The organism is Cystobacter fuscus DSM 2262, from assembly GCF_000335475.2.
Taxonomy (GTDB): domain Bacteria; phylum Myxococcota; class Myxococcia; order Myxococcales; family Myxococcaceae; genus Cystobacter; species Cystobacter fuscus.
Genome location: NZ_ANAH02000064.1, coordinates 493170 through 518010, shown reverse-complemented (window position 1 = coordinate 518010; position 24841 = coordinate 493170). Strand labels below are relative to the sequence as shown.

17 protein-coding genes, 1 tRNA gene and 1 pseudogene are annotated in these 24841 nt (G+C 68.1%); 9 read left to right on the top strand and 10 right to left on the bottom strand.

All coding sequences use genetic code 11. The annotated features are described in order from the left end of the window. Positions 1-15: 15 nt before the first annotated feature. The 4 genes from D187_RS39270 to D187_RS39255 all read right to left on the bottom strand — a co-directional run bounded on the left by D187_RS39270 (position 16) and on the right by D187_RS39255 (position 5592). Complete coding sequence (locus D187_RS39270; RefSeq protein ID WP_043433934.1) at positions 16-2985, bottom strand: carboxypeptidase regulatory-like domain-containing protein; 2970 nt, start codon at positions 2983-2985, stop codon at positions 16-18. A 96-nt stretch (positions 2986-3081) separates the two neighbouring features. Further along, positions 3082-4353, bottom strand: coding sequence for a Stp1/IreP family PP2C-type Ser/Thr phosphatase (locus tag D187_RS39265; RefSeq protein ID WP_043433722.1), 1272 nt, complete (start codon positions 4351-4353; stop codon positions 3082-3084). A gap of 72 nt (positions 4354-4425) precedes the next feature. Next, positions 4426-4941, bottom strand: a complete 516-nt coding sequence (locus tag D187_RS39260; RefSeq protein WP_002623868.1) for an FHA domain-containing protein — start codon at positions 4939-4941, stop codon at positions 4426-4428. A gap of 48 nt (positions 4942-4989) precedes the next feature. Beyond that, a complete protein-coding gene (locus D187_RS39255; protein ID WP_002623869.1) occupies positions 4990-5592 on the bottom strand; it encodes a hypothetical protein in 603 nt (200 codons plus the stop codon). Between the two features lie 120 nt (positions 5593-5712). Between D187_RS39255 and D187_RS39250 the strand changes: the two genes are divergently transcribed. Genes D187_RS39250 through cysQ form a run of 3 tightly spaced genes read left to right on the top strand, consistent with a single transcriptional unit; the run spans position 5713 to position 8725 of the window. Then, positions 5713-5925: a hypothetical protein gene (locus D187_RS39250; RefSeq protein ID WP_002623870.1), complete on the top strand. Its 213-nt coding sequence runs from the start codon at positions 5713-5715 to the stop codon at positions 5923-5925. Positions 5926-5943: 18 nt separating this feature from the next. Further along, entirely contained in the window at positions 5944-7902 is a 1959-nt protein-coding gene (locus tag D187_RS39245) for an SDR family NAD(P)-dependent oxidoreductase (RefSeq protein WP_002623871.1), read from the top strand. Between the two features lie 10 nt (positions 7903-7912). Then, positions 7913-8725 carry a 3'(2'),5'-bisphosphate nucleotidase CysQ gene (gene cysQ, locus D187_RS39240; RefSeq protein ID WP_020918579.1) on the top strand — a complete coding sequence of 271 codons (813 nt, stop codon included), beginning with the start codon at positions 7913-7915 and terminating at the stop codon, positions 8723-8725. Between the two features lie 12 nt (positions 8726-8737). Here cysQ and D187_RS55950 read toward each other — a convergent pair whose 3' ends face one another. From D187_RS55950 to D187_RS59655, 6 genes and pseudogenes are all read right to left on the bottom strand, one after another. After that, positions 8738-8905 carry a hypothetical protein gene (locus D187_RS55950; protein WP_155893908.1) on the bottom strand — a complete coding sequence of 56 codons (168 nt, stop codon included), beginning with the start codon at positions 8903-8905 and terminating at the stop codon, positions 8738-8740. Between the two features lie 183 nt (positions 8906-9088). Continuing rightward, entirely contained in the window at positions 9089-10456 is a 1368-nt protein-coding gene (locus tag D187_RS39235) for a hypothetical protein (protein ID WP_002623874.1), read from the bottom strand. A 9-nt stretch (positions 10457-10465) separates the two neighbouring features. Then, positions 10466-10867 carry a hypothetical protein gene (locus tag D187_RS39230; RefSeq protein ID WP_002623875.1) on the bottom strand — a complete coding sequence of 134 codons (402 nt, stop codon included), beginning with the start codon at positions 10865-10867 and terminating at the stop codon, positions 10466-10468. Positions 10868-10889: 22 nt separating this feature from the next. After that, entirely contained in the window at positions 10890-11936 is a 1047-nt protein-coding gene (locus tag D187_RS39225; RefSeq protein ID WP_155893907.1) for a hypothetical protein, read from the bottom strand. Positions 11937-12032: 96 nt separating this feature from the next. Next, on the bottom strand, positions 12033-13793 hold the full coding sequence (locus tag D187_RS39220; RefSeq protein ID WP_002623877.1) for a hypothetical protein: 1761 nt from the start codon (positions 13791-13793) through the stop codon (positions 12033-12035). Positions 13794-14195: 402 nt separating this feature from the next. Further along, positions 14196-14711, bottom strand: a pseudogene (locus D187_RS59655) (hypothetical protein); the annotation flags it as partial. A gap of 255 nt (positions 14712-14966) precedes the next feature. Here D187_RS59655 and D187_RS39205 point away from each other — a divergent pair. The 6 genes from D187_RS39205 to D187_RS39180 all read left to right on the top strand — a co-directional run bounded on the left by D187_RS39205 (position 14967) and on the right by D187_RS39180 (position 24828). Further along, positions 14967-15040, top strand: a tRNA-Ile gene (locus tag D187_RS39205). A gap of 127 nt (positions 15041-15167) precedes the next feature. Beyond that, positions 15168-15737, top strand: a complete 570-nt coding sequence (locus tag D187_RS39200) for a hypothetical protein (RefSeq protein WP_002623879.1) — start codon at positions 15168-15170, stop codon at positions 15735-15737. A 142-nt stretch (positions 15738-15879) separates the two neighbouring features. Beyond that, complete coding sequence (locus D187_RS51075) at positions 15880-16527, top strand: class I SAM-dependent methyltransferase (protein WP_002623880.1); 648 nt, start codon at positions 15880-15882, stop codon at positions 16525-16527. Between the two features lie 104 nt (positions 16528-16631). Next, positions 16632-19388, top strand: coding sequence for a cation-translocating P-type ATPase (locus D187_RS39190; RefSeq protein ID WP_002623881.1), 2757 nt, complete (start codon positions 16632-16634; stop codon positions 19386-19388). Between the two features lie 27 nt (positions 19389-19415). Further along, positions 19416-20957 carry an MXAN_5453 family MXYO-CTERM-anchored protein gene (locus D187_RS39185; RefSeq protein WP_002623882.1) on the top strand — a complete coding sequence of 514 codons (1542 nt, stop codon included), beginning with the start codon at positions 19416-19418 and terminating at the stop codon, positions 20955-20957. 418 nt (positions 20958-21375) lie between these two features. Continuing rightward, positions 21376-24828 carry a CARDB domain-containing protein gene (locus D187_RS39180; RefSeq protein ID WP_002623883.1) on the top strand — a complete coding sequence of 1151 codons (3453 nt, stop codon included), beginning with the start codon at positions 21376-21378 and terminating at the stop codon, positions 24826-24828. Positions 24829-24841: the final 13 nt, after the last annotated feature.

The window sequence follows — 24841 nt, the reverse complement described above, 5'->3', positions numbered from 1 at the left end:
ACGCTAGCACTTCACTCAGGGCGTGAGGACCACCTCCGACGAGGAGGGCAGATCCACCGTGCGCACCACGGGGGGCTCTCCTTCGGTGTGCAGGCTCGCCCAGATGACGGTGTAACGCCCCGGAGCGAGGCCCTGCAGGAGGACGCGCTCGCCCGTCGGCTGGAAGATGACCTGCCCGTAGGGCACCCGGTTCAGCTCCTGCTGGGGACGGGTCACCCCGCGCATGTCCCCGGCGACGACCCAGAGCACCCGGCCCCGTCCGGGCTGCAGCACCACCGTCAACGGGCTCGTGCCGGGAGCGGGCCCGAAGTTCACCTGCTGCTCCCCCTCCCCCACCTGGATGAGCAGCACGGTCTGGCCGGAGAAATCGTGTTCCGAGCCCGTCATGAAGCGGTAGTTGCCCGGGGCCACGTCCACGGAGTAGCGCCCATCCGGCCCGGTGACGATGCTCAGCGGCTCCGAGCGCTCCGTGTTGATGGCCTTGACCTGGAGGCCCGCGGCGGGCGTGCCGTTGGCCTGGTACACCGTGCCAGACAGCCGCGTGGCGCGCTTGAGCACCAGCTCCAGCGGGCGGCGCTCCTCGGTCGAGAACGGCGCCGAGGCGCTCAGGCGCCCCTTGCGCGCGGAGACGTTGAACTTCCTCACGAAGGAGGGACTGGCCAGGGTGAAGCTGCCATCCGGCCCCGTCATCACCGAGTCATCGCACGCGTCACACCCCACCACCGCGTCCGCCACGGGCCCTCCGCCCTCGTCGCGCACCCGGCCCGTCACCTGGGCCGCTCGCTGCAGCACCAGATCGCCCAGATCATTGGGCTGGGCCGGCTTGTCCACCGTCAGCGGTACGAAGCCCGGCGCCTCCAGGGACACGATGACGCGCTCCTCCACGACGGACAACGCCACCTCGAAGCGCCCGTCCGCGCTCGTCACCTCGTGCTCTTCCAGCTGGAAGTGGCGCACGGGCTCGCCGTCCTCGGCCACCACGCGGCCGCGGAACAGGGCGCGCGCCTGCATCACCAACCGCACCGGCTCGCCACCGGCCGAGCCCTGCGCGCGCTCGCGCTGGTCGTACGCCGGGTGCCGTGCCTCCACGAGGTAGGGACGCCCGGGGTTGAGGGCGCGCATCTCGAACTGCCCCTGGGCATCGGTCGTCACCGCCTCGGACGCGCGGGGCAGCACCGACACCGTCGCGCCCGCGATGGGCGCGCCCTGGGTGTCCACCACCTCGCCGCGCAGCACGGCCCCGGGCTCGAGCGACACCGTCACGCGCTGCGTCTGCCCGTCCTCCACCACCACGCTCTGCCGGGGCGAGGGCAGGTAGTCCGGGTGCGTGGCCACCAGCGCGTAGGTGCCCGAGGGCAGGCCGCGCATGGGCACCACGCCATCGGAGCCCGAGGTGGAGTCGCTGCGGAAGATGCCCTCGCTCTCCACCCACAACATCACGTCCGCGCCCTCCACCCGGCGCCCCTCGGACGTCACCGTCACCTCCAGCGACGCGCGTGGCTCCAGCTCCAGCTTCACGCCCTCGGCCGGAGCCGTCGCCTTCACCTGTCCGCCGCCCCACTCGGAGTGGTGCGCGTGCAGCTCGTAGAGGCCCGGCGTGGGCACGGGCGCCGAGAAGTGGCCCTCCTCGTCCGCGAGCACCGCGTCCCCGGTGGGCTGCACCAGCACCGACACGTTGGGCGCGGGCCGGCCGTACTGATCCAACACCTGGCCGGAGATGAGCGTGGCGCGCGACATCTCCAGCTCCAACGTCGTCTCGCCCGGCTTGACGCGAGCGGGCAGCTGCGCGTCCTGGTAGCCCGGGGCCTTGCCCTCCAGCACGTAGTCGCCCACGGCCAGGGGGCCGAACTGCACCAGCGCGCCCGTTTGCGGCTTCTGCGTGTGGATGGGCAGGGGGCCACGGGAGGTGCGCAGCATCAGGGTCGGCGAGGGCACCGGCTGCCCGGCCTCGTCCACCACGGTGACGAGCAGCGTGCCAGCCTCTTCCAGCTCGAGCGTCACTTGCGTGAGGCGCTCGCTGAGCGTCAGGGTGCGCGGCTCGGCCCCGAGCGCTCCCGCCTCGGCGGACACCACGAGCGAGTCCGGGTACAGGTCCTCGAAGCGCACCACGCCGCGCTCGGCGCGCGCCTCACGGGCGAGGTGATCCGCCCGCAGCCGCACCGTGGCCTCCACGGGCCGGCCCTGGTGGGTGACGTGCACCTCCAGGGTGCGCGAGGGCTCCAGGCGCAAGCGCACGGGGCGCGGACCCGCCTCCACCTGGTGCTCCACCGAGGGCAGGAAGCCCTGGGCCGAGGCCACGACATAGAAGGGCCCCTCGCCCAGGCCGGACAGGGTGAAGGAGCCATCCGGACCCGTCACCGCCTCGGACGGCACGGGCACCTTGCGCGACACCGCGTACACCCGGGCGCCCGGCATGCCCCGGCCCGCGTCGTCCACCACCTGCCCGCCGATGCTCCGGGGCGAGGACAGGTACAAGTCCACCGGCTCCCCCGGGGCCGCGCGCTCGCGCAGGGCGGCACCGAAGCCCCCGGCCCGGGCCCACACGGAGAAGGACACGCCGACGAGATGATCGAAGCGGAAGCGGCCCTGCGCGTCCGTGCGCGTGCTGGCCCGGGCCTGGAGAAAACCCCGGGCCTGCTCGAAGAAGGCCCATGCGTGAATGCCGCTCTCGCGCGCCGGACAGGCCAGCAGCGCCTGTCCACACTCGTCACAGCGTACCGAGGTGAGCGTCTTCTGCGCGCTCGCGGCAAGCGACACCTCCGCGTCCGGCACGGGCCGGCCGGAGGGATCCAACACCCGCCCGGTGAGGGTGAGCCCCTCGGAAGCGCCGGAGGACACCTCCACCGGCTCGAACTCGGGCAGCGCGCGGATCGCGGGAGCCCCCGCGTTCCCGGTGGACGCCGGGACGCCGGACCGAGGCCACAACACCGCCACCGCCACGGACAGCATGGCGAAGGCCAGACCTATGACGAGCCATTTGCGCATGGTGTGGGCGGACGGCGCGGGGACGTTCACCCCGCGACCGGCCTGCCAACGGACATTCCGGGCCTTTCATTCCGGCCCGGAGTTGTCCCGGGGGCCCTATTCCTCGGCGAAGGGCTGGATGGCCTGGGCCACCGCCAGTTCCTGTCGGGCCTCGCTCAGCTCCGAGTTGGTGGCTCGCAGACGATCCGACAGCACCTGCACGAAGCTCCAGAGCATCTTCACCGCCAGGATGGACTCGCGCTTCATCAACCCCATGAGATCCGAGCGGGAGATGACCATGGTGCGGGTGGGCTCGACCGCTCGCACGGTGGCCGAGCGGGGGGCGTTGTCGATGAGGCCCATCTCCCCGAAGTGCCCGCCCGGGCGCAGCTCGGCGATCTCCACCCCGCTCTTCTCGATGACCACCCGGCCGCGGATGACGACGAAGAGCTCCTCGCCCGGCTGGCCCTCCACGACGATCTCCCGGCCGGCGGGGAAGGTGCGCGTGGTGGCGATGGACAACACCGCCGTCTGCTCCTTGTAGGTGAGGTGGCGGAAGAGCGGAATCTTGCGCAGCGCCTCCATGCGGCTCTGCGCCTCGCTCGTCTCCGCCTCCAGCGTGCCCTCGCCGGACACCTTCACCACCACGGCGGTGATGTTGTCCTTGCCTCCGCGCTCGTTGGCCAGATCCACGAAGCGCTTGGGCAGGTCCACCGGGGTGGAGCCCTGCACGAGCGGCAGCACCTCGTCATCGTCCAGGTAGCCGTGCAGGCCGTCCGAGCACAGCAGGAAGAGATCGCCCGGGAAGAGATCGACGATGAGGGTGTCGACCTGGACGGACTCCTGGATGCCCACCGCGCGGGTGATGACGTTGCGGTACTGGGAGGTGGCGGCCTGTTCCTTGGTGATGGTGCCGGCCTTGAGCTGGGCGGCCACCAGGGTGTGATCCTCGGTGAGCCGGTGGCACTGGCCATGGCGCACCAGGTAGATGCGCGAGTCGCCCACGTGGCCGATGACGCCCTTGTTGCCGCTCACCGCGAGGCACACGAAGGTGGTGCCCATGCCGCGCTTGGACGGGTCCGACAGGGCCATGCGGAAGATGTCCGCGCACGCGCGCTGGATGGCCACCTCCATCAGCGCCTGGGCCGCGTTGCGCGCGTCCTGGCTCGTGTTGGTGCTCAGGTCCTTGAGCAGATGGCGGTTGGACACCATGTGCTGGCGCACCACCTCGGTGGCGCGCGAGCTGGCCACTTCGCCCGCCGCGTGGCCGCCCATGCCATCGGCCACGATGAACAGGCCAAGCGGGGCGTCCACGAGCATCGCATCTTCATTGTGCTGCCGCTTCCGGCCCACATCCGTCAGGCCGAACGCCTCTGTGGTCAATGGCACCGCGAACGCTCCCTGCTCCCTCGTCGAGGGGTCCCATCTTACGTTACGAAGCCCCCGCGAGGGCTGACAAGCTCACGGACCTGGTCGCCGCGCGAGCACCTTCGTGAAGCCACTGGCCAGATAGAACGTCAGCTCCACATGACCGAAGCGCACGCGCGCTCCGTCGTTCAGGGCACACGCGCGCCGTGGCAGCAGGCGAACCCCCTCCACGAACGTGCCGTTCTTCGAGCCCGCGTCGGTGAGCAGATAGCCCCCCTGGCTCTCACGCTGGAACCACGCGTGGAAGCGCGACACCGTACCATCTTCGAGCACCACGTCGTTGTTGCCCGTTCGTCCCACCGTAATGCCACGGCCGAACGCATTCTCCCGCGTCTTGATCACCGGGAACACCACCGGCTCGCCCACCCCCATCATGGGCTTGGACACATGGCTCAGGGTGCGGAATTGACGGTCCGAGTCGGCATCGTCCGGCACCCGCTCCGCCCCGATCGCGGGCGTGAACACCAGTAGCGCGGGGGGCAGCGTCCGCTCGTACTCCGTCCGCTCCCGATGGAACCGGCCGATATGCAGGCTGAGAGGCTCGAGCATCTTCAGTACACACTTCACCCCGCCAGGGGGCACAGGATCCAGTGGGGCCTAGCGCCAGTCCGCGTACAGACCCAGTTGCAGGCCCCCGATGAACGGCCGGGAGCGGCTCGAACGTTTGTAGTTGTAGGGATCACCATACCCTACCGTAATCCCCGAGCCAACGGCACCGAAGCGGTAGCCCATTCGCGCGCGGCCTTCCAGCAGGCCCATCCAGGCAGACTCCCGGGCAGGCGAGGTGGTGAAGCGCCCCCGGGCCCAGGTGGGACCCGTGCTCACCTGGAAGCCCCACTCCAGACCGGACTCGGTGCGGTTGGTGTACCCCACGCCGAACAGGAGCGAGTAGAGCTGGAGCGAGGTGAGCGCGCCGCTGGCGTCCGGGATGGAAGCAGGCCGGGCGGCGGCGAAGGCCACCGAGGGCTCGATGAGCAGCCCGAGCGAATCCTTACGGCTGCGAAAGAACAGCAACTGCCACTGCACGCGGGCCTCGGGCAGCACCGCGCCCTCGCGCAGGGACACGCTCAGCGAGGCGGCCCGGGGAAACCAGGGCGGAGTGACGGAGGCCGACAGCTCGGCGGGACGCGGGGGCTGGGCGCTCGCCGTCGTGCAGAGACAGAGAGTGAACACCAGGACGGTGACGAGGCGGCGATTCATGCCGCTTCCTTACCTCGTTTCCAGGCGGGTCATGTCAAGCGCTTGTCAACGAAGTCCTCCGTTGGCTATAGCACGGAACCCCCCTCCCTGATGGGCGGGTTCAAGGAGTCATCAACCCCCATGCCCAGTGCGTCCGTACGTACAGGCAACACCAAGAAGCGCCCCCTGAGAGCCGATCCGCTGGTCCGCAAGGCGGCCGCGGCGGCCACCGGCCTGCTGGATCACAGCGAGCGCGTGCTGGTCGTCTACGACGAGGGAGGGGCGACCCTCTATTACGAGTCGGACGACGCGGAGGATGGAATAGCCCGCCGCACGCTGCCCCGCGCTTCCTGAGCGCGCGCCCCCACCACCATGAATGCCGAGCAGGACATGCCAGGGGGCTTCTCGCTTCCCTCGTGGCGGCCCACCCTTCCCCCCTCGGCGGCTTGGGACATCCACCGGGCATGCTGGTGGTTGCTGCTGCCCGAGCCCCCCGGACCGGAGGGAATCGGGGCCCGTCTGAAGCAGCGCCTCGAGGAGGCCGGTCAGCGCGTCATCCTGCTCACCCCCGGTCCCCGCCTCGCCCAGCTCGGTGAGAACCACTGGTCGCTCCAGCCCGCGGAGGCGGCGGACTACGATCTGCTGCTGCGCTTGCTGCTCCCCCAAGGGCTCGCGCCCGACCGGGTGCTGCACCTCTGGAGCCTGCTTCCCCCGCGGAACGCCGGAGAGCTGGAGGCGGCCTTCGAGCCGGCCCAGGAGGGGGGCTTCCAGTCCCTCCTGTTCCTGCTCCAGGCGCTCGGACGCCAGGCGCCCCGGCCCCTGTCGCTCGTGGTGCTCACCCACCGCATGCAGGCCCTGGGCGAGGAGAGCCCCTGCCCCGAACGGGCCACGGTGCTCGGCGCCGTGCGCGCCGCGTCCCGCGAGTCCCCGCACGTCACCTGCCGCTCGGTGGATGTGAACCTCCCGGCGCCCGGGAGCTGGCAGGAGGCCCGGCTCGCCGACTGGCTCCTGTCCGAGTGCGCCGCGGCCTCGTCCAGTGAGGACGTCGTGTACCGCGGCCAGCAGCGCCACGTGCGCGCCTTCACGCCCATCGAGCTCCCCACCGCCGCCCAGGCCTCCGCGCGTGCGCCGGGCGCGCTGTCCCCGCGCGAGCGAGGCGTCTACCTCGTGCTCGGCGGCTTCGGCACCCTGGGCTCCAGCCACGCCGAGGCCCTCGCGCGGCACGTCCGGGCACGGCTCGTGCTCGTCAGCCGCTCCTTGATGCCCGAGCGCTCCCACTGGGAGGACTGGCTGGCGACCCACGACGCGGGCGATCCGCTCTCGCGGCGGATCCGCCATGTACGGGCACTCGAGGCCCTGGGCGCCGAGGTGCGGGTGATCAGCGCGGACGTGGGGGATCGGGATCAGCTCCAGAGCGCCCTCGAGGAGACGCTCGCCCACTTCGGCGCGCTCCATGGAGTGGTGTTCTGCGTGGGCTCGATGAATGCCTCGCTCTCGCGTTCCCTCGCGGACCTGACGCCCGACGACGTGCGCGTCCTCTTCCAGAGCCGGGTGCGTGGCCTGTACGCGCTCGAGGAGGTGCTGCGAGGCCGGCCGCTCGACTTCTGCCTGCTCGCCTCGTCGCTCGCGGCGGTGCACGGGCGGGGGGCGAGCGCCGCCTATGCCGCGGCCATGAACTTCATGGATGCGTTCGCCCTGCGCCAGGCGCAGCGCTCGCCGGTGCCGTGGGTGAGTGTGGACTGGGACGGCTGGGCCAGCGACGACGCGGACGCGCTCCACTCGACCGTGGCTCCCCTGGGCTCGCGGCCCATCACGGCGGCCGAGGGCGCCGAGCTGTTCACCGGCGTGCTCTCGCTCGGCGACGTGGCCCGGGTGGCCGTCACCCCGCGAGCCCCGTCCGCCCCCGCCACGGCCCAGCCACCGCCGAGTCCCCCGGAGCAGGGCACGCACCGGGCCGAGCCCGCCGCCTTCGATCCGAGCGCCGCGCGCAAGGCGTCCCGTCCCGACCTGGACACCGCCTATGTGGCTCCGCGCGACGAGGTGGAGGAGTCCATCGCGAAGGTGTGGGAGTCGATGCTGGGCATCACCGGGGTAGGCATCTACGACAACTTCTTCGAGCTGGGGGGCGACTGGCGCACCGGGATGACGGTGATGACCCAGGTGCGAGAGAAGACGGGAGTGCCCCTGCCTCCCGTGAGCCTCCAGGAAGGGCCCACGGTGGAGCTGCTGGCCCAGCGGCTCCGGGCCGCGTCCGAGGGGCTTCCAGACAAGTCCTTCGACCGGCCCCTCGTCCCCTCCTCCGCCGTGAAGCCCTCCGGCGAGGACGACTGAGGGAGCGCGCATGAGCCGGACAGAGGAAGCGTTGATGGTCGCGGTGTGCGACGTGGCGCGTGAGGCGGGGCGTGCCACGCTGCGGTTCCATGGAGGGCCGCTGGACGTCGAGCGCAAGTCGGACGACTCCCCGCTCACGGCGGCGGACAAGGCCGCGCACACCCTCATCGTCGACGCCCTGCGGCGGCTGACGCCCGAGCTGCCGGTGCTGTCCGAGGAATCCGACGAGCGGGAGCTGGCCGAGCGGCGCCAGTGGAGCCGCTACTGGTTGGTGGATCCGCTCGATGGCACCAAGGAGTTCATCAAGGGCAGCGGCGAGTTCACCGTCAACATCGCCCTCATCTCCGGGACGGAGCCCGTGCTGGGGGTGGTGCATGTGCCAGTCTCGGGCGTGACGTACTGGGGGCGGCGGGGCCAGGGTGCCTTCCGGGCGGACGAGGGCCAGGCGCCGGTGGAGCTGCACACGCGGCCCGCCGATCCCGAGCGGCTGGTCATCGTGGCGAGCCGGGATCACGCGGGACCGCGCGTGGAGGCGCTGCTCGCGCGGCTACCCACCGCGAGGACGGCCAACCTGGGCAGCTCGCTCAAGTTCTGCCTCATCGCGGAGGGCAAGGCGGACTTCTACCCCCGGTTCCAGCCCACCAGCGAGTGGGACACCGCGGCGGCGCAGTGCGTGCTGGAAGCGGCGGGCGGCGCGGTGACGGACACCGAGGGCCGCCGGCTGGCCTACAACAAGGAGCGGCTCACCAATCCGTCCTTCCTCGCCTTCGGGGACGCGCGCCAGGACTGGCTGGCGCTGCTGGAGGAGCGAGGCGGCGGGTAGTCGCCCGGTGCCTCACGGGCACTGCGCCATCCCCGCGTCGAGCCGCCCCGCCCTCACGAGCAACCCGAGCGCGATCGCGCGGCCATGGACGAGGCCTTGCGATTCGAGTCTGTCCACGACGGATTCGAAGGACGCGTCCTTGTCGAGCTCCACACACGCCGGCCCACTTCCCCCATCCACCGTCCCGCCTCCTCCACCCGTTGGAGATTCAAAACCGCCCTCGACATCGGTGCCAGTCTGTCTCACGGTATGTTCAGCACACCCAGACAGACAGACACCCAGGGACAACACCAGGAGAGTCCAGCATCCCGTCATCACTCCCACTCCTTGTGGGCGCTTCGCTTGGGATCGCGGTTCTCCAGTTCAGGGATTCAGGAAAGGTTCGAACCCGGTGTGTTCATTCTGAAGCCGTGTCAGGAAAACCTCGATACTCCTGGTAATCTTTGCCTTCTCCCGTGCGGATGTGAAGTAACCGTTGATGAAAATTTCCATATCGCTCCGGTATCCAACGACCGGGTTGTGGCCTGGCCAATCCTGTCCAAGGAGTTTCAGGTTCTGGACGTGGACGTCGTCGAGTGTCACCTTGCGAGCCAAGGGATCATACGTGAAGCCCAGGTGGATGCTGTAGCTCACGGGGATACGGTACTTCCGCCCGCGCGCCGAGAGCATCAGCAGGGTCTCTCCCCGCATGTGAGAACCTGGCGCGAGCGCGATCTTCCGCCCCCTCCAGGACAGGGCATTTCCCTGGATGTCGAAGCGCCAGCGATGCAGGCCCTCCGCCGGATTGACGAATGGAAGCGCGGAACGGATGTTTCGCAAGGAATTCTCGAGCACGAACTCCTGGTCCAGCTTCTGGCGGAGTCGCTCGAAATCGAACTTCGAGTTGAGCTGACGGAGACCGAAATGCGAGCCCTCCACCAGGAAGCCCTCTCCGTCCGCGAAGGACTCCTCCGGGTAGAGCCGCAGCCCCAACCCCCTGATCGCCTCCCCCAGGGAGACCTGCGAGGTGCCGGAGTAACGGCGTGCGATGAGACAGGCCTCTCGATGCCACTCGATTTCCACCTGCTCGCAGTTTCCACCCGCCCAGTAGCGCGCCCGGACGGTGTTGGAGAAGGCCTCGGAGAGATACGGGGTCGCCGTCAGCATGAGCTGCGTGGCATAGGCCCGGAGGTAGACGTAGTGCGCCCTGGGCAGATTCTCCGCGGGATTCATCCGTACGGCCCGCGGGTTGAGGAGCGGAATGCGCGTGATTTCCGCATCGCACTGCGGGCTCACCACGGACCCGAGACAGATGACCCGGGCGTCCACGCTTCCCAGCGAGGCGGGGAAGGTCAACGCCTCACGGATTTGACGGACGTCATAGTCCTTGTTGAAGCGGAGCCTGACCGTCACCCTGTTCACACCATACTCGAACCGGACGTCCACCAACGCCGGATTGTCCTGGGTGAAAAAAGACGACGCGAACTCGAGACGGGTGGGAAGCACATCCACCTTCACCACATCCATGTCATGGACGGCCTCCCCATGACGCGCCCGGAGCAGACCGACGGACTCGCTCCAGCTGGTGACGAACTGAATACTCGCCTCGATCTGCGAGCCGTTCTCCCGCACTGAAATGAACTGCCGTCCGTCCTCCTCCACCACGACCAGGGTGTTGGGGAGGACGACCAGGGGCTCCGCGAGGGCAATCGACGAAAGACTCAGCGACAATGCAACCATGAGGCTGCGCATCAAGGTCTCCTAGATCTCCTCCGGAAGCAGGAGGACTTCCCCGTCGGGGAGGATGGTGACCACGGTCCCTCCCTCGTAGGTGTACTGCGTGGTTCCATCATCGAAGACACGATGAAGTTGAAGCTTGTCGAGTTCGAGCTTGAGCTGCTGCTTCTTTCCCAACACCAGGAAGCGGCCCTCCTCGTTCGAGGGCTCCTCCCTCCGCTGGACCACGGCCTCCTGCGCACGGGACGGCGGCGGGCGCTGCGCCTGACCCTCCTGGGGCTTGCTGGCCTGTCGCGGCGAACGCGCCTCCTTCACCCTCCCGGCGGGCGGGTTCTGCTCGGACACCCACGCGTCCCTCCAGGACATTCCGACGAGCACGAGTATTCCCAAGGGCCCGGCGATGAGCCCCAAGCGCTTCTTCGTCATGATTGGCTCCCTCCTCGACACTTCACGGCTTCACGAGAAACCCGAACGGCCCCACCGCGTCGTTGGACAGCGTGAATCTCACGAGACGCGAGCCCACATCCTCTCCGGCTCCGCACCGGTACACCTGCTGCCCATCGACGAGCTGATAGCAGGCCTCCAGAACGACGTTCACGTGACGCAGCCCGGTCGCGAGTTCATTCGTGAGCACACCTCGATCGATATACGCCGCCACGTCGTCGCTCTCCGCCCAGTGACGAAGCGCGCTCAGCGCCAGGAAGGCCGGCTTCGCGTTTTCATCCTCCACGTTCGTGACGAGCGGAAAGCTCTCGAAATAGTCCCGCGGGGTGGCCTTCGCCTTGACCGCGCTCAGCCAGGCGATGAGGTACTCCTGACGCGGAACCTGGGCGAGCGTGCTGCTTCGCGCGGCATTGAAGCTGGGCTTGCTCGGCTCGAGCAAGGTCGCGAAATTCGCGTAGCTCGGGGTGAGCGTCCCATTGAGCCAGCGGGTGACGCCCGTATAGAGAAACGTACCGTTGTCGTCCGGAATCTCGAAGTTCTCGAACCGGGGAGCGCACTGGACGTACTCCTGCCGGAGGTATTGAGCGAAAAGCGGAGCGTAGGCGATCGCGAGCTCCTGCCTGGCCTCCGCCGAGGCCTCACTCAAGCTCCCGGCGAGGACCGTCCGGTTCGGAACGTTGATGTCCGCCTGCGGGAGGGACAGGTACCACGCCTGGAAGCAGGACAGGTAGGCCCTCTGCTGCGACAGGACATGACGGAATTCGATGGCGAGTTGAAGCCCATTGAGCACGTCCACGTTCATGTTCACGAGGGGGCTGGAGGGCACGGAGACACCACTCGCCGCGAACACATTCAACTGCTTCTGCAAGGCGTTCTTCAGCTCCGGAGAAAGACTGTCCGTCACCTCGGCTCCCGCATGCGACACATGCAGCCGGTAGACGTTTTCCGAGGTCGTCGTACGCCGGAGCTTCCCGACATATTCGGGGAGTTCAGCGGCCAAGGCGGCCGCCGGAAACGCGATCACGGCGACCATCACCCAATGCAAGCGCATGTTCTTCTCCAAGGAGATTGAGTCCAACACAAAGCACTTGGCCAGCCCTCGAGGGGGCTGGCCATTGAACGGCATTCGACTCTCAATAGCTGTGGGTCAGATTTCGTCCGGAAGCGAGACCTCCGGAGGAGGAGGAGGAGGGTTCTCCGACTCGATGTTCCCCTGGTCGTCCAAGGGGGCGTCCTGGTTGCGGTGCTCCGCGCACTCCGGCGTCGTATCGTTCTCGTCGCACAGATAGGAATCCCGTGCTTCCGAATAGGCGTCCTCGACGGGCTGGCTCGTGGTCCACTCCGATGCGGTGCAGGCGAGGTACCGCTTCAGGCCAGGGTTCCAGGCCAGACACATGTCGGCCGTCCCCAACTCGACGTTGATCTGCTTGTTCTGGTCGATGACGATTTCCTGCTCGAACTTCACCGTGTTCAGGTGTTGGATGTTCTGGGTGTTGGTGTGCCAGTAGAAGCGCGCCGCGTTGGAGAAGGCCCCGACAATCGTCCCGATGTACCCGAGGGTGCGCGCGCTCCCGAAGAGACTGGACCATCCGTCGTTGGCCCCCTGGTGACGGTGTGCCGCGATGTCCTGCTGGACCTTGTCCCAGTAGGTCAGCTTCTCGTTATAGGAGAGGGAGACGCGCTCGAAGTACAGGTTCGTGAAGCGCTCTTGCAGCGCCACCAGGGCTTGCGCGTAGACGAGCTGCGCCGCGCTGCCATCTCCCCCCTCGACGTGGACCCGGCACGGCTTGTTCGTCTCCGACACCGACTTCGCCACCATCGAGGTGTAGATGTCATCGTTGAAGATGATCAAGCCATCCTTGATGTCCGTTCGTCCCTGGACGGACCAGCCCGTGGTGAAATCACACGAGAGGCTTGCCCTCAACGCGGGCGGGCGGACCGTCAGTTGGGCCTTGAGCCCCACGGGCACGACGATGGGCGGGGGCGCGGAACTGAACTTCTCGGCACCGTCGAGCGTCAGGTCGAAGTTGTACGTCCCCGAGGAGCCATCCCCGCTGCCCTTCATGGAGCGGAACAGCGGCACGCCGATACGCTGTTGATCATTGCTCCCGGTCATGGTCTCCGCGAGCGAGAAGTACGAAATGCTCTGGATGGGGAGCTTGACCAGGCTCACCTGGTACAGCCCCAGGTCGGCCCGGACCTGCTTGTAGAATTTCAGGTACTCGATCTCCTCCGGGGTGAAGCCCGAGTAGACGTTGCCGGAGAAGATACCGCCATTGGACTGGCTGAGATCTCCCAGCTGCTTCGTGCGCACCGACACGTCCTTGACGTCAGCGGACGAGAGCGGGAACCCGGACAGGCCGAAGAGATCCGCCATGCGACCGTACTTGGCGTCCAGCACGTAGGCGGGCAGCTCACCCTCGTTGTTCTGGGCACGGTTCTTGAGTGCTTCCAACTCCGCCGCGAGCTTGGTCCGAGCCGCGTTGATGGTATCGCGCTCTTGTTGGGTCAACTTCGGATCCTGGAGCTTGGCCGTGAGGACCGAGTAGGCCCTGCGGATCGCCATGAACTCCTCGGTGGACAGCAGGCTGATTTCCTTGCTGATGGTGTCGATCTCGCTGCGACGCGCGATGGCCGAATCATTCGCGACCACGGTCGCCGCGCCCGCGGGGTTGGGTGACACCCGGAACGTGGGCGAGTAATAGAACTTCGTCGGATCCGCGTGATCCTGGTAGGTGCCCAGGCTCAGGATGAACTTCAGCGCGTTCTTGCCCTGATCCGTCTCCGCCAACTTGAGGAGGACCCGATTCTCCTGAGGGAGCGCCTCGGTCATCGTCTTGGGCACCGCGAGCGCGGACCCCGCGGAGAGTACGACCCCCAACACCATCAACCCCTGCTTTGCTTTCATGACATCTTCCCCATCCCCATGCCGAATTGACTCACGCGTGTTTCCTTCGTGCGTTCGCTCAACTCGATCAGCAATTCAGAGCGGCAGCCGCCCGCATGACGCGGCAGCGCCTCCGCTCCTCATGCACCATTGAACTTCAACCCACTACGAGAACTCCATTCGCCTACAGCAAGCACACAAGCCCACCCGTCCCTACGACGCACATGGTCGACACAGGGACGCGATGCATCAATTCTGTTCTTCGGTGCCGATGAGTTCTCGGGCTCTGAACAAGAGGGTGAAGGGCAGGCGCCATCTCACACGTTCGCAGGAGAAGCAGCCTTGTCCAGGGGACGGAATCGTCCGGGAGGGTCGCCTGGCGAAGGAACGCTCACCGCCCGGCATACCGTCAGTGTCCACCGTCGCCGTGTTGTCGAGCGCCACCGTGGCCAGCATGGCGAACGCACGCGACGCGTTGCGGCCCATCACCTTGCCGTACCGCTGCGCAGTTCGTTGAACGTGACGGCCCGATCCGCCTCGTCCATCAGCCGCTTGAAGCCCACGACGAGGCCCCAGAAGGTGTCGACGCCCACATAGCAGATGAGGGTGGCGGTCATCACCGCCGCGAGGCCCTTGGAGACCGTCACGTCGGGAATCGAGATGAGGACCATCCGGTGCGCTCGCACCAGCACACCGCGCCTCGACCTCGAACAACTTCCGGGCGGCTTCCTGGGGCCGAGTGGAGGGCCGAACCTCTCTGGCCCGCTTCACCACGGCCTCCTTGAACTCGTCGCCGTTCAACTTCACCGGCTCGGCACCGGGGCGTGGTGTGAAGACGAGAGTGTCGGCCTGGCCCGTGTCCAGGCGCACGACCCGAGAAGCGGTAGAAGAGCGCCCGTGCGTCGGAACAAGGGCCTTGGCGGGCATTGCCGCTGACATGCTGGCTGGTCGGCGAGTTCGTCTTCATCCAAATCCACCCGAGGAGCAGCGGCCTTGGCCTCCTGGACACGGGCCACGCAGGCAGCCGGACCACGCCAGAAGAGGGCCCACCCGGCGAGCGCACCTTCTCGTTGCCCCCGGCGAGCCCTGTGGTATAGAGCCGCCCGTGGTCGCGCCCGAGCCCACCCGCTCGCCCGGATTCAGTAGTTGCATGGCGGCGGGAGGAGAAGTAGAAGGGCGCCGCCATTACCTGATGGCCAGGTAGCTCACCTGGTTAGAGCGGCGGTCTCATAATCCGCAGGTAGTCGGTTCAAGTCCGACCCTGGCCAAGGCCCCGGAGTCACTCTCTGAGTGATTCCGGGGTTTTCTTTTGCCCCGAGCGTCCGGACGGGTTCGGAGCCGCTCGCCGCCGCTACCCGGCTCACCACCTCCGCAGCGGAGGTGGAGGACCCGGACATGCAGCTCGCCCTCCTGCGTCTCGCCGGCCCACGGCTTGAGGCCGCCCTGCTCGGCTTCGCGGATATGGGGCGCTGGCAGCAGCGGCTCGAGCCCGCCATGACGACGCTCTCCTCGCTGGAGCCAGGACAGGTGGAGGCCGCGGCGCAAGTCGTCCCCGTGCTGGTTGGCCACCTTACCGGCGAGTTCACCGCCACCCTCGAGACCGCGAGCAAGGGAGCGGAGAACGTCGCCAAGGTGATGGTGTTCAAGGAGGCCATCGAGGCACTTACCCTGCTCTCGTCGTTGAAGCTCTCGCTGCCCTCGGTGCCTCCGTCCGCTCCCGCCCTGCTTGGCATGGGCCTGGTAGTGGGAGGCAACGGGGTGATGATGGGCACGCGCATTGTGGTTTCCGCCGAGTGGGTGGAGATGATGCGCCACCTGGTGCGGGCAGGCGTCCTTTCCCTGCCCGTCGGCAGTGCCGCCGTGCGGATTCAGGCGGGACAGGTCACGCCGCCGCCTCCCGGCTGGCGCCCGCTCGGCCCCGACGACGAACTCCTGCGTACGCTCCTGCCCGACGAAGGCGTTTGACTCCCCTACGCATGCAGGGAAAAGCCCGTCCGAGGCTCCAACTGTTCAGCAGGCGCAAGTGCCCGAAACAGGACCATTGCCTCGAAACATGCCGGGTCGCCACCGTGTCCGCGCTTCGACCCCGCAGCGGGAGGCATCCACCATGAAGACGGAAACGATCCACCGGGCCTATGGGCAGGCCTCGCAGTACGAGCAGGTCATGAAGACGGAGTGGGAGCCCATCACCCCCCGGGCCCAGACCATGGAGTGGCTGGAGCTCCAGCCGGGGGGCCGCCTGCTGGAGGCGTGCGTGGGCAGCGGCCTCAACTTCGCCTACTACCCGCCCAAGGTGAATGTCGTCGGCATCGACTTCACCCCCGAGATGCTCGCCCTCGCCGCCTCCAAGCTGCCCATCGCGGGACGGAGCATCGAGCTCATGCACATGGACGCCACCCACATGAGCTTCGCCGACGAGAGCTTCGACGCCGTGCTGGAGACCTACGCCTTGTGCGTCGTGCCCAGGCCGCTGGAGGTCCTCCGGGAGATGGCGCGCGTCTGCAAGCGGGGCGGCAAGGTCGTCCTCTTCGACTGCATCCGCTCCGAACTGCCCGTGGTGGCCAGGAACCAGGAGCTCATCAAGCCCTTCTGCATGGAGACGGGCATCCCCGCCGGAGTCATCGTCTGGGATCCCACCCGGGACTATCTGGAGCTGGCCCGGGACATCCCCGAGCTGGAGCTCAGCCGCATCGTCCGCTTCAACCAGGATGACGTCTTCGCCTCCCGCTGCCTCATCCAATTCACCCGGAAGTAGACACCCCGCGTCCACTCTCGCGCGACGAGAACCCAACTCCTGGTAGCACCCGCTCCAGGAGCCAGGGCATCCTCGGGACTTCCCCGGAGTGAGGAGCGCGCGCGATGCAGGATCCCACGACGTCCCAGGAGCAGACGGGCACCCGGCCCCCGCCGGGCACGTCCGGACACTCGGCTCACTGGCATGCCCTCCCCCCCGAGTCCGTGCTGTCCCGGGTGGAGAGCACGGAGGCCGGGCTCACGCACGAGCAGGCCCGGGAGCGGCTCGCCCGCCATGGACCCAATGTGCTCAAGCGCGAGCGGGGCGATGGCGTGCTCACCCTGCTGTGGCGGCAGGTCAACAGCCCCCTCATCTGGGTGCTCATCGCCTCCGCGGTACTCGCCGTCCTGCTGGGCAAGGTGACGGACGGGCTGGTGGTGGCCGCCGTGGTGGTCCTCAACACGCTCGTGGGCTTCGTGCAGGAGTACCGCGCCGGCAAGGCCATCGAGGCGCTCAGCCAGATGGTGCCGCAGACCACGCCCGTGCTGCGCGGTGGGCACAAGCAGTCCGTGCCGGCCGCGGACCTGGTGCCCGGGGACGTGGTGCTCCTGGAGTCCGGAGACCGGGTGCCCGCGGATCTCCGGTTGCTGCACGCGCGCAACCTCCAGATCGAGGAGGCCGCGCTCACCGGCGAGTCCGTGCCCTCGCGCAAGCAGGTGGACGCCGTCGCGGAGGACGCGGAGCTGGGGGATCGCGCGAGCGTGGTCTTCGGCGGCACGCTGGTGACATCCGGGACGGCGACCGCGGTGGTGGTGGCCACTGGCGGAGCCACCGAGCTGGGCCGCATCTCCCACCTGCTGGCGCAGGCCACCGACTTGCGCACGCCCATGACCCTGGCGCTCGAGCACATCGGCAAGCTCATCACCGGCGCCATCATCGTCCTGTCCGGGGTGCTCCTGGGCGTGGGGTTGCTGCGCGGCTACGACATCAGCGAGGCCGTCCTGGTGGCCATCACCCTGGCGGTGGCCGCGATTCCCGAGGGCCTGCCCGCCATCGTCACCATCGCGATGGCCATCGGCGTGCAGCGCATGGCGGCCCGCCGCGCCGTCATCCGCAAGCTGCCGGCCGTGGAGACCCTGGGCAGCACCACCGTCATCTGCACGGACAAGACGGGTACCCTCACGCGCAACGAGATGACGGTGCAGGCGATGTGGACTCCTCGCGGGCGCTACACCCTGAGCGGAGTGGGCTATGCGCCACAAGGGCAGCTCCAGGTGGAGGGCCAGCCGGTGGAGCACCCACCCGAGGACGTGCGCGCGCTGCTGCTCGCGGGCGCGTTGTGCAACGACGCCGCGCTCCACTCCCGGGAGGGTCGCTGGGAGATGACGGGAGACCCCACCGAGGGCGCGCTGGTGGTGGCCGCGGAGAAGGTCGGCCTGCGCATGGAGGCGGAGCGCGCGCGCCACGTCCGCGTGGACGCCATCCCCTTCGAGTCGGAGCACCAGTTCATGGCCACGCTCCACTCGGGGGAGCCCGAGGGCCGGCGCATCCTCCTCAAGGGCGCTCCCGAGGTGGTGCTGCGCCGCTGCGCATTGGAGGGCGGAGCGGAGCCGGTGCTGGCGGAGGTGGAGCGCCTGGCGCGCCAGGGCATGCGCGTGCTCGCGGTGGCCCAGAAGGCCGCGCCCTCGTCCGGGGACGACTTGCGGATGGAGGACGCGGAGGGGGGCTTCACGCTGCTCGGGCTGGAGGGAATGATCGATCCGCCCCGCGAGGAGGCGCTCGCGGCGGTGAAGGCCTGCCACGCCGCCGGCATTCGCGTGAAGATGATGACCGGCGACCACCAGGCCACGGCGGAGGCCATCGGGGTACAGCTGGGCATCCACGCCCCGGATCGGCCGGGGATGACGGGCGCGCGGCTGTCCGCCGTGGATGACGCGCGCCTCACCGAGGTCGTGGCGGACACGAACGTGTTCGCGCGGGTGGCGCCCGAGCACAAGCTGCGGCTGGTGCGCGCGCTCCAGGCGAAGGGGCAGGTGGTGGCCATGACGGGCGATGGCGTCAACGACGCGCCCGCGCTCAAGCAGGCCAACATCGGCGTGGCCATGGGCATCACCGGCACGGCGGTGTCCAAGGAGGCGGCGGACCTGGTGCTCACGGACGACAACTTCGCCTCCATCGTCGCGGCGGTGGAGGAAGGCCGGCGCGTCTACGACAACCTCATCAAGTCGCTCGCCTTCGTGCTGCCCACCAACCTGGGCCTCGCGCTCATCCTCATGTTCGGGGTGGCCTTCTTCCCCATCCAGCACGTCGAGGGGAAGTGGGTGCCGTTGATGGCCATGCTTCCCACGCAACTGCTGTGGATCAACCTGGTGGCCACCGTCACCCTGGCGCTGCCCCTGGCGTTCGAGGTGCGTGAGCGCGACGTGATGCAACGCCCGCCGAGGGCCCCGGACGCGCCCGTGCTCAGCCACTTCGTGGTGATGCGCACGGGCCTGGTGGCGCTGCTGATGGCCGCGGGAGCGATCGGGCTGTTCCTCTGGGCCTACCGCCAGGACGGCGCCGGACAGCCCGCACGGGCCCTGGCCCATGCGCAGACGATGGCGGTCAACACCGTCATCAGCTTCCAGATCTTCTACCTGTGGCTGTGCCGCACGCTGGTGGGCTCCCTGAGGAGCGTGGGCCTGTTCAGCAACCACACCCTCTTCGTGGGCATCGGGATCCTGGTGCTGCTCCAGGCCGCCTTCATGTACGTGCCCTTCCTGCAACGGCTCTTCGGCTCCGCGCCCCTGTCGCTCCAGGATGTCGGCCTCTCGGTGCTCGCGGGAATGGTGGTATTGCCGGTGGTGGGCCTGGAGAAGTGGCTGCGCTCGCGCGGCAAGTGATTTCCCGCACAGGAGAGGTGGAACGCCATGAGACGTGGTGCACTGGTTGATCGGAATCGCCTGTTCGCGGCCCTGGGGACGCTCCTGCTGGCGGGGCCGGCCCTCGCCGCGCTGCCGGAGTACACCTTCCAGCTCCAGGCCCGGACCAACATGCTGGGCAATGCCTCCGGGGCCTACAACCTGGAGCCGGGCGCCCTGCTCTCCGGCAGCTATACGCTTCCCCTCACGAAGGACCGGCGGGTGGGCTTCACCCTGGCCATCACGCCCGAGGGCGCCCCGAGTCTCTGGTATGGCGTGGAGGGAAAGGGGGAGCGGATCTACACCCTGCCGAGCATCGGAGTGGATGCCCGCATGGGGGATCCCAGCCTCGACTCACGAGGCAACGTGGTGTTCGCCGTCACGGGCGCGGACTCCAACGCGGACAATGGCATCTACCTGTTGAACGTGGACGACCCGAAGCAGGTCCGTGTCATTCGCGAGCCGCTGGGCTCCTCCTCCTGGTCGAGCCTCGTGCTCAACGAGGCACAGCAGTTCGCGGCCCGCGTCCGGGTCGGCATCGGCAACGCATACACCCTGTACACCCCTCGGGAGGGGCGCTACGAGGTGACGCTCATCGCCACGGACCGCGAACTCGACGCGGCCAGTCCCTATACCTATCTCTACTCGCCCAACCTCAACGATCTGGGGCAGATCGTGGCCGCGGTGGATCTCCAGCCCTACTCCACCGAGTGGTTCCAGGAGCTGCGCGTGTGGAAGCCGGATGGGACGTCCCACCTCCTCGCGGAGTCCCGCGGACGCAATCCCTCATCATCCATCTTCCGCTTCGCCTCGGTCCAACCCGCGCTCAACAACCACGGACAGGTCGCGTTCCTGGCGACGGTGCTCGATGCGTCGAAGCAGAAATCCACCGCGCTCCTCCTATGGAATGGGGCCGAGTTGAAGACGCTCGCGCAAGACGGTCAGGGGGACATCAAGGCGTTGGAGAGCTTCCCGCCGGACATCAATGATCAAGGGCTCGTCGTCTTCCGTGCCTTCCGCGCCGATGGATTGCGCGCGGTGTGGGTGAGCGACGGCTCGTCGCTCAAGCCCGTGGTGACGGAGCACGACGAGCTCCCCTCGGATCTCGGCCTCGCGCGCGTGGACCAGGAGACGCCCTCGAATCCCGTCTTCGGTGGCTCCCCGATGATCAACAGCCGCGGGGACGTCTCCTTCTGCGCGGGACTGGCCCCGCCCAAGGACGACCAGGAGGAATGGGGCTCCGCCATCTACGTCGCCCAGTCCTCGTTCGCGCCGCCGGGAGAGAGCGATGGAGGCGTGGATCCCGACGCGGGAACGGAGCCGGATGGCGGAGGCAACCCCCCGTCCGACGCGGGAACGGAGCCGGACGGCGGCACCCATGCGCCGGACGCGGGCTCCGGCAATCCCGATCCCGGCGAGCCCGGCTCACCCTCGGGCTGTGGCTGCCAGGCGGCGGCGTCCGCGGCGCTGTGGCCCTGGGCCCTCGTGGGCCTGCTGCGTCTGGCCCGGTCGCGGCGAGCCCGTCGCCAGGACGGCTCGCGGCTCGACTGACCCCTGGGGCGCGGCCCATCGCGCCCCCCCGGAAGGCACCCCCTCCCCTTCGCCGGACGAACGCCCAGACGGGTCTTGAACGATTCAAGACCCGAATGCGCTCCCATGGCTTGAATGTCGACTGCCTGACGACAGGATGAGTTCGACCTCAACGCCTACCGCTCCGACATAAATTTCTCTATCTGCTGGAATTTCATTCATTCCAGTTCTAACTCGTTTAACCCGTAAAAATGATTTATACGCTCTATCGCGCCTGCTGAAGGACACAGGCTGCGTTTCGGACGAGCAACTTTCCAACGCACCCGGTGGATAAAAGCAGGCGTGTGAATTGCCTTACCCCCTGGAGGTCGCGTTGAAAGACAGGTACGCAACGAGCTGGGCCCGCACCGGGCCCGGTGCTGGATTGATTTTGCTTCAGATGCTGACTGCCTGCGGTCCCCAGCAGCAGCCGTCCACTCCTCCCGACACAGGCGTGGTGGCTTCGAAGCTGGACCAGAACGTCGCGCTCGGAAAGAGCATCACGACCTCCGGTTATACACAGGTTTATGTCGCGGCGAACGCGAACGATGGCAACCGGAGCACCTACTGGGAGGGCGCGCCCAATGCCTATCCCAATACCCTGACGGTGAACCTCGGCGCCAGCTACACGGTCAGTGCCGTGGTGCTGCAGCTCAACCCGGACAGCGCCTGGAGCACCCGGACCCAGAACATCACGGTGCTGGGGCGCAGCTCGGCGAGCGGCACCTTCGCCACCCTGGCGGCCGCGGCGAACTACACCTTCGATCCCGCGAGCGGCAATCAGGTGACCATTCCCCTGACCACCACCGCGAGCGAGATCCAGTTGCGCTTCGCGTCGAACACCGGCGCCCCCGGCGCGCAGGTCGCGGAGTTCCAGGTCCTCGGCTCGCCCACCGGTGGAACGGCGACCTATGCCCTGACGGTCAACAACGGCACGGGCGGCGGCACCTACGCGGCCGACACCGTGGTGAACATCTCGGCCAACCCAGCCCCCTCCGGTCAGGTCTTCAGCTCCTGGTCGGGTGGCGTCGCGGCCAACTTCGGCAACATCTACTCGGCGTCCACCACGTACAAGACGACCGCGGCCGCGGCCACCCTCACCGCCAACTACACGTCGACGGGCACGGGCGGCTCCAAGTACGAGGCGGAAGCGGCGACCCTGAGCGGCGGCGCGGTGCCCACCACCAACCACGCCAACTACAGCGGCTCGGGCTTCGTGGAGGGCTACTGGGCCCAGGGCGCGAGCACCCGCTTCAACGTCTCCGTCACCAGCGCGGGCTGGTATGACGTGGGCCTGCGCTACGGCAACGGCTTCACGGACTCCAACATCTCCGTCTACGTGAATGGCACGCGCGGCGCGCAGAGCGCCCTGCCCACCACCGGCAACTGGGACGTCTGGGCCACCAAGGTCGAGACCTTCTACCTGAACGCCGGTGGCAACTCGATCGCCTACCAGTACGACGCGGGCGACATCGCGAACATCAACCTGGACTACATCACCGTCGGAGCCACGGCCGCCAAGAAGGCCGACCTGACCGTGGCCGACATCCAGTGGAGCGCGGCGAGCAACCCGCCCAAGGAGGGCGAGGCCATCACCCTCAAGGCCGTGGTGAGGAACGCCGGCACCGCCGCCAGCCCGAGCGGCGTCCACAAGGTCTCCTTCCGCGTGAACAACCAGGAGATCGCCGCCTCGACGCTGCCCACCACGACGTCCATCGCGGCCGGCGCGAGCGCCACCCTGACGGCCAACGCCACCTGGTCCACCGCCAACGGCACCTACGCCATCACCGCCGTCGTGGACCCGGACAACGCCATCGCCGAGTTCAACGACGCCAACAACAGCGCCACCAAGAACCTCACGGTGACGCAGCAGCCCGGCCCGGACCTCGTGGTGAAGTCCATCTCCCAGAACCCGGCCAACCCCTCCGCGGGCAGCCCGGTCACCTTCAACGTGACCGTCGCCAACCAGGGCCTCGACGCGGCCGGCAGCTCCGCCGCCATCAAGCTGACCATCGACGGAACGACGAGCCTCTCGGGCGTCACCTCCACGGCGCTCGCCGCGGGCGCCTCGGCCGTCGTGAGCCTCGGCGGCTCCTGGACGGCCACCAACGGCAACCACACCCTGGTCGCGACGATCGATCCCGCCAACGCCATCTCCGAGGCCGTGGAGAGCAACAACACCCTGAACTCCAGCTTCTACGTCGGCCGGGGCGCCCGCGTGCCGTGGATCGAGTACGAGGCCGAGGACGGGTCGACCAACGCCCAGGTCCAGGGTCCCAGCCGCGCGCTCGGCACCATCCCGGGCGAGGCCTCCGGTCGCAAGGCCGTGGTGCTCAGCTCGACCGGCCACTACGTGCAGTGGACCACCACCGCGCCCGCCAACGCCATCGTCATCCGCAACAGCATCCCCGACGCGCCTGGCGGCGGCGGCACCCGGGCCACCATCAGCCTCTACGTCAACGGCAGCAAGGTGGACACCCTCACCCTCTCCTCCAAGGAGGCCTGGGTCTACGGGGACGACGCCACCCAGTACAACAACCCCTCGGCGGGCCCCCCGCGCCGCATCTACGACGAGTCCAACAAGCTGCTGAAGACCACCATCCCCGCGGGTGCCACCGTGCGCCTGCAGAAGGACTCGGGCGACGCCTCCCCGTACTACGCCATCGACTTCATCGACCTCGAGCTCGTCGCGGCGCCGCTTCCCAAGCCCGAGGGCTACGTCGACGTCACCCAGGCCGGCAATGGCTGGGAGCCCGCCATCCCCAACGACGGCATCGCCGACGACAACGCCATCAGCCAGGCCATCTGGGCGGTCCAGGCCGGCAAGTTCAAGGGCGTCTACCTGCCGCCGGGCGTCTACGATCAGACGAACAAGATCCAGGTCAAGGGCGTCACCATCCAGGGCGCGGGCCTGTGGCACACCCGGCTCTACAACGCCAGCCTGGCCGAGGACGCGGGCTGGGGACAGACGGGCTTCATCATCACCGGCGATGACTCGAAGTTCCGCGACTTCGCCATCTTCGGCAACACCGACGGCCTGCGCACCCAGGGTGGCAAGGCCTGGGTGAACTCGGCCTTCAAGAACACCGTCATCGAGAACATGTGGATCGAGCACGTCCACTGCGGCTACTGGGTCGGCGGCCCCTCCGAGTCGACGAACCTGCGCATCAGCAACATCCGCATCCGCAACACCGGCGCGGACGGCATCAACCTGTGCAACGGCACCAAGGACAGCGTCATCGAGAACTCGCACGCCCGGAACACCGGTGATGACGCCTTCGCCATCTGGTCCGCGACCGACCTCTACCCGCAGCCGGATCGCAACAACGTCATCCGCAACTGCAGCGTGCAGATCGTCTGGCGCGCCGCCGCCTACGCCATCTACGGCGGCGTCGGCAACCGCATCGAGAACAGCACCGCCGCGGATGTGCTCACCTACCCCGGCCTGACGGTGAGCTCCGAGTTCAACCCCTACCCCATGGAGTCCGCGACGATCGACGGGCTGACCCTCACCCGCTCCGGTGGCACCTACTGGGGTGGTCAGCAGTTCGGCGCCATCTGGCTGCGCGGCGACCAGAACCCCACCAACGGCATCACCATCAAGAACGTCGACATCATCGACCCGACCTACCAGGGCATCAGCATCCAGAACAACGGGGGCGCCTTCACCAACGTGTTGTTCGATCACATCACCATCACCAACCCCACCACCTACGGCGTCCAGGTGCTGTCCACGGCCAAGGGTGGCGCCACCTTCAGCAACGTGACGGTGAACAACGCCCCCAGCGGCAAGGTGGTCAACCAGAGCAACGGTGGCTTCACCATCACCAACGGCGGCGGCAACAACTGGTAGCCTGACGCCTCCC

Excerpts from the sequence above, each read along its gene's own strand:
- D187_RS39270 (WP_043433934.1), bottom strand. The coding sequence starts at position 2,985 with ATGCGCAAATGGCTCGTCATAGGTCTGGCCTTCGCCATGCTGTCCGTG.
- D187_RS39260 (WP_002623868.1), bottom strand. The coding sequence starts at position 4,941 with ATGCTCGAGCCTCTCAGCCTGCATATCGGCCGGTTCCATCGGGAGCGG.
- D187_RS39255 (WP_002623869.1), bottom strand. The coding sequence starts at position 5,592 with ATGAATCGCCGCCTCGTCACCGTCCTGGTGTTCACTCTCTGTCTCTGC.
- D187_RS39250 (WP_002623870.1), top strand. The coding sequence starts at position 5,713 with ATGCCCAGTGCGTCCGTACGTACAGGCAACACCAAGAAGCGCCCCCTG.
- D187_RS39245 (WP_002623871.1), top strand. The coding sequence starts at position 5,944 with ATGAATGCCGAGCAGGACATGCCAGGGGGCTTCTCGCTTCCCTCGTGG.
- cysQ (WP_020918579.1), top strand. The coding sequence starts at position 7,913 with ATGAGCCGGACAGAGGAAGCGTTGATGGTCGCGGTGTGCGACGTGGCG.
- D187_RS39235 (WP_002623874.1), bottom strand. The coding sequence starts at position 10,456 with ATGCGCAGCCTCATGGTTGCATTGTCGCTGAGTCTTTCGTCGATTGCC.
- D187_RS39230 (WP_002623875.1), bottom strand. The coding sequence starts at position 10,867 with ATGACGAAGAAGCGCTTGGGGCTCATCGCCGGGCCCTTGGGAATACTC.
- D187_RS39225 (WP_155893907.1), bottom strand. The coding sequence starts at position 11,936 with ATGCGCTTGCATTGGGTGATGGTCGCCGTGATCGCGTTTCCGGCGGCC.
- D187_RS39220 (WP_002623877.1), bottom strand. The coding sequence starts at position 13,793 with ATGAAAGCAAAGCAGGGGTTGATGGTGTTGGGGGTCGTACTCTCCGCG.
- D187_RS39200 (WP_002623879.1), top strand. The coding sequence starts at position 15,168 with ATGCAGCTCGCCCTCCTGCGTCTCGCCGGCCCACGGCTTGAGGCCGCC.
- D187_RS51075 (WP_002623880.1), top strand. The coding sequence starts at position 15,880 with ATGAAGACGGAAACGATCCACCGGGCCTATGGGCAGGCCTCGCAGTAC.
- D187_RS39190 (WP_002623881.1), top strand. The coding sequence starts at position 16,632 with ATGCAGGATCCCACGACGTCCCAGGAGCAGACGGGCACCCGGCCCCCG.
- D187_RS39185 (WP_002623882.1), top strand. The coding sequence starts at position 19,416 with ATGAGACGTGGTGCACTGGTTGATCGGAATCGCCTGTTCGCGGCCCTG.
- D187_RS39180 (WP_002623883.1), top strand. The coding sequence starts at position 21,376 with ATGCTGACTGCCTGCGGTCCCCAGCAGCAGCCGTCCACTCCTCCCGAC.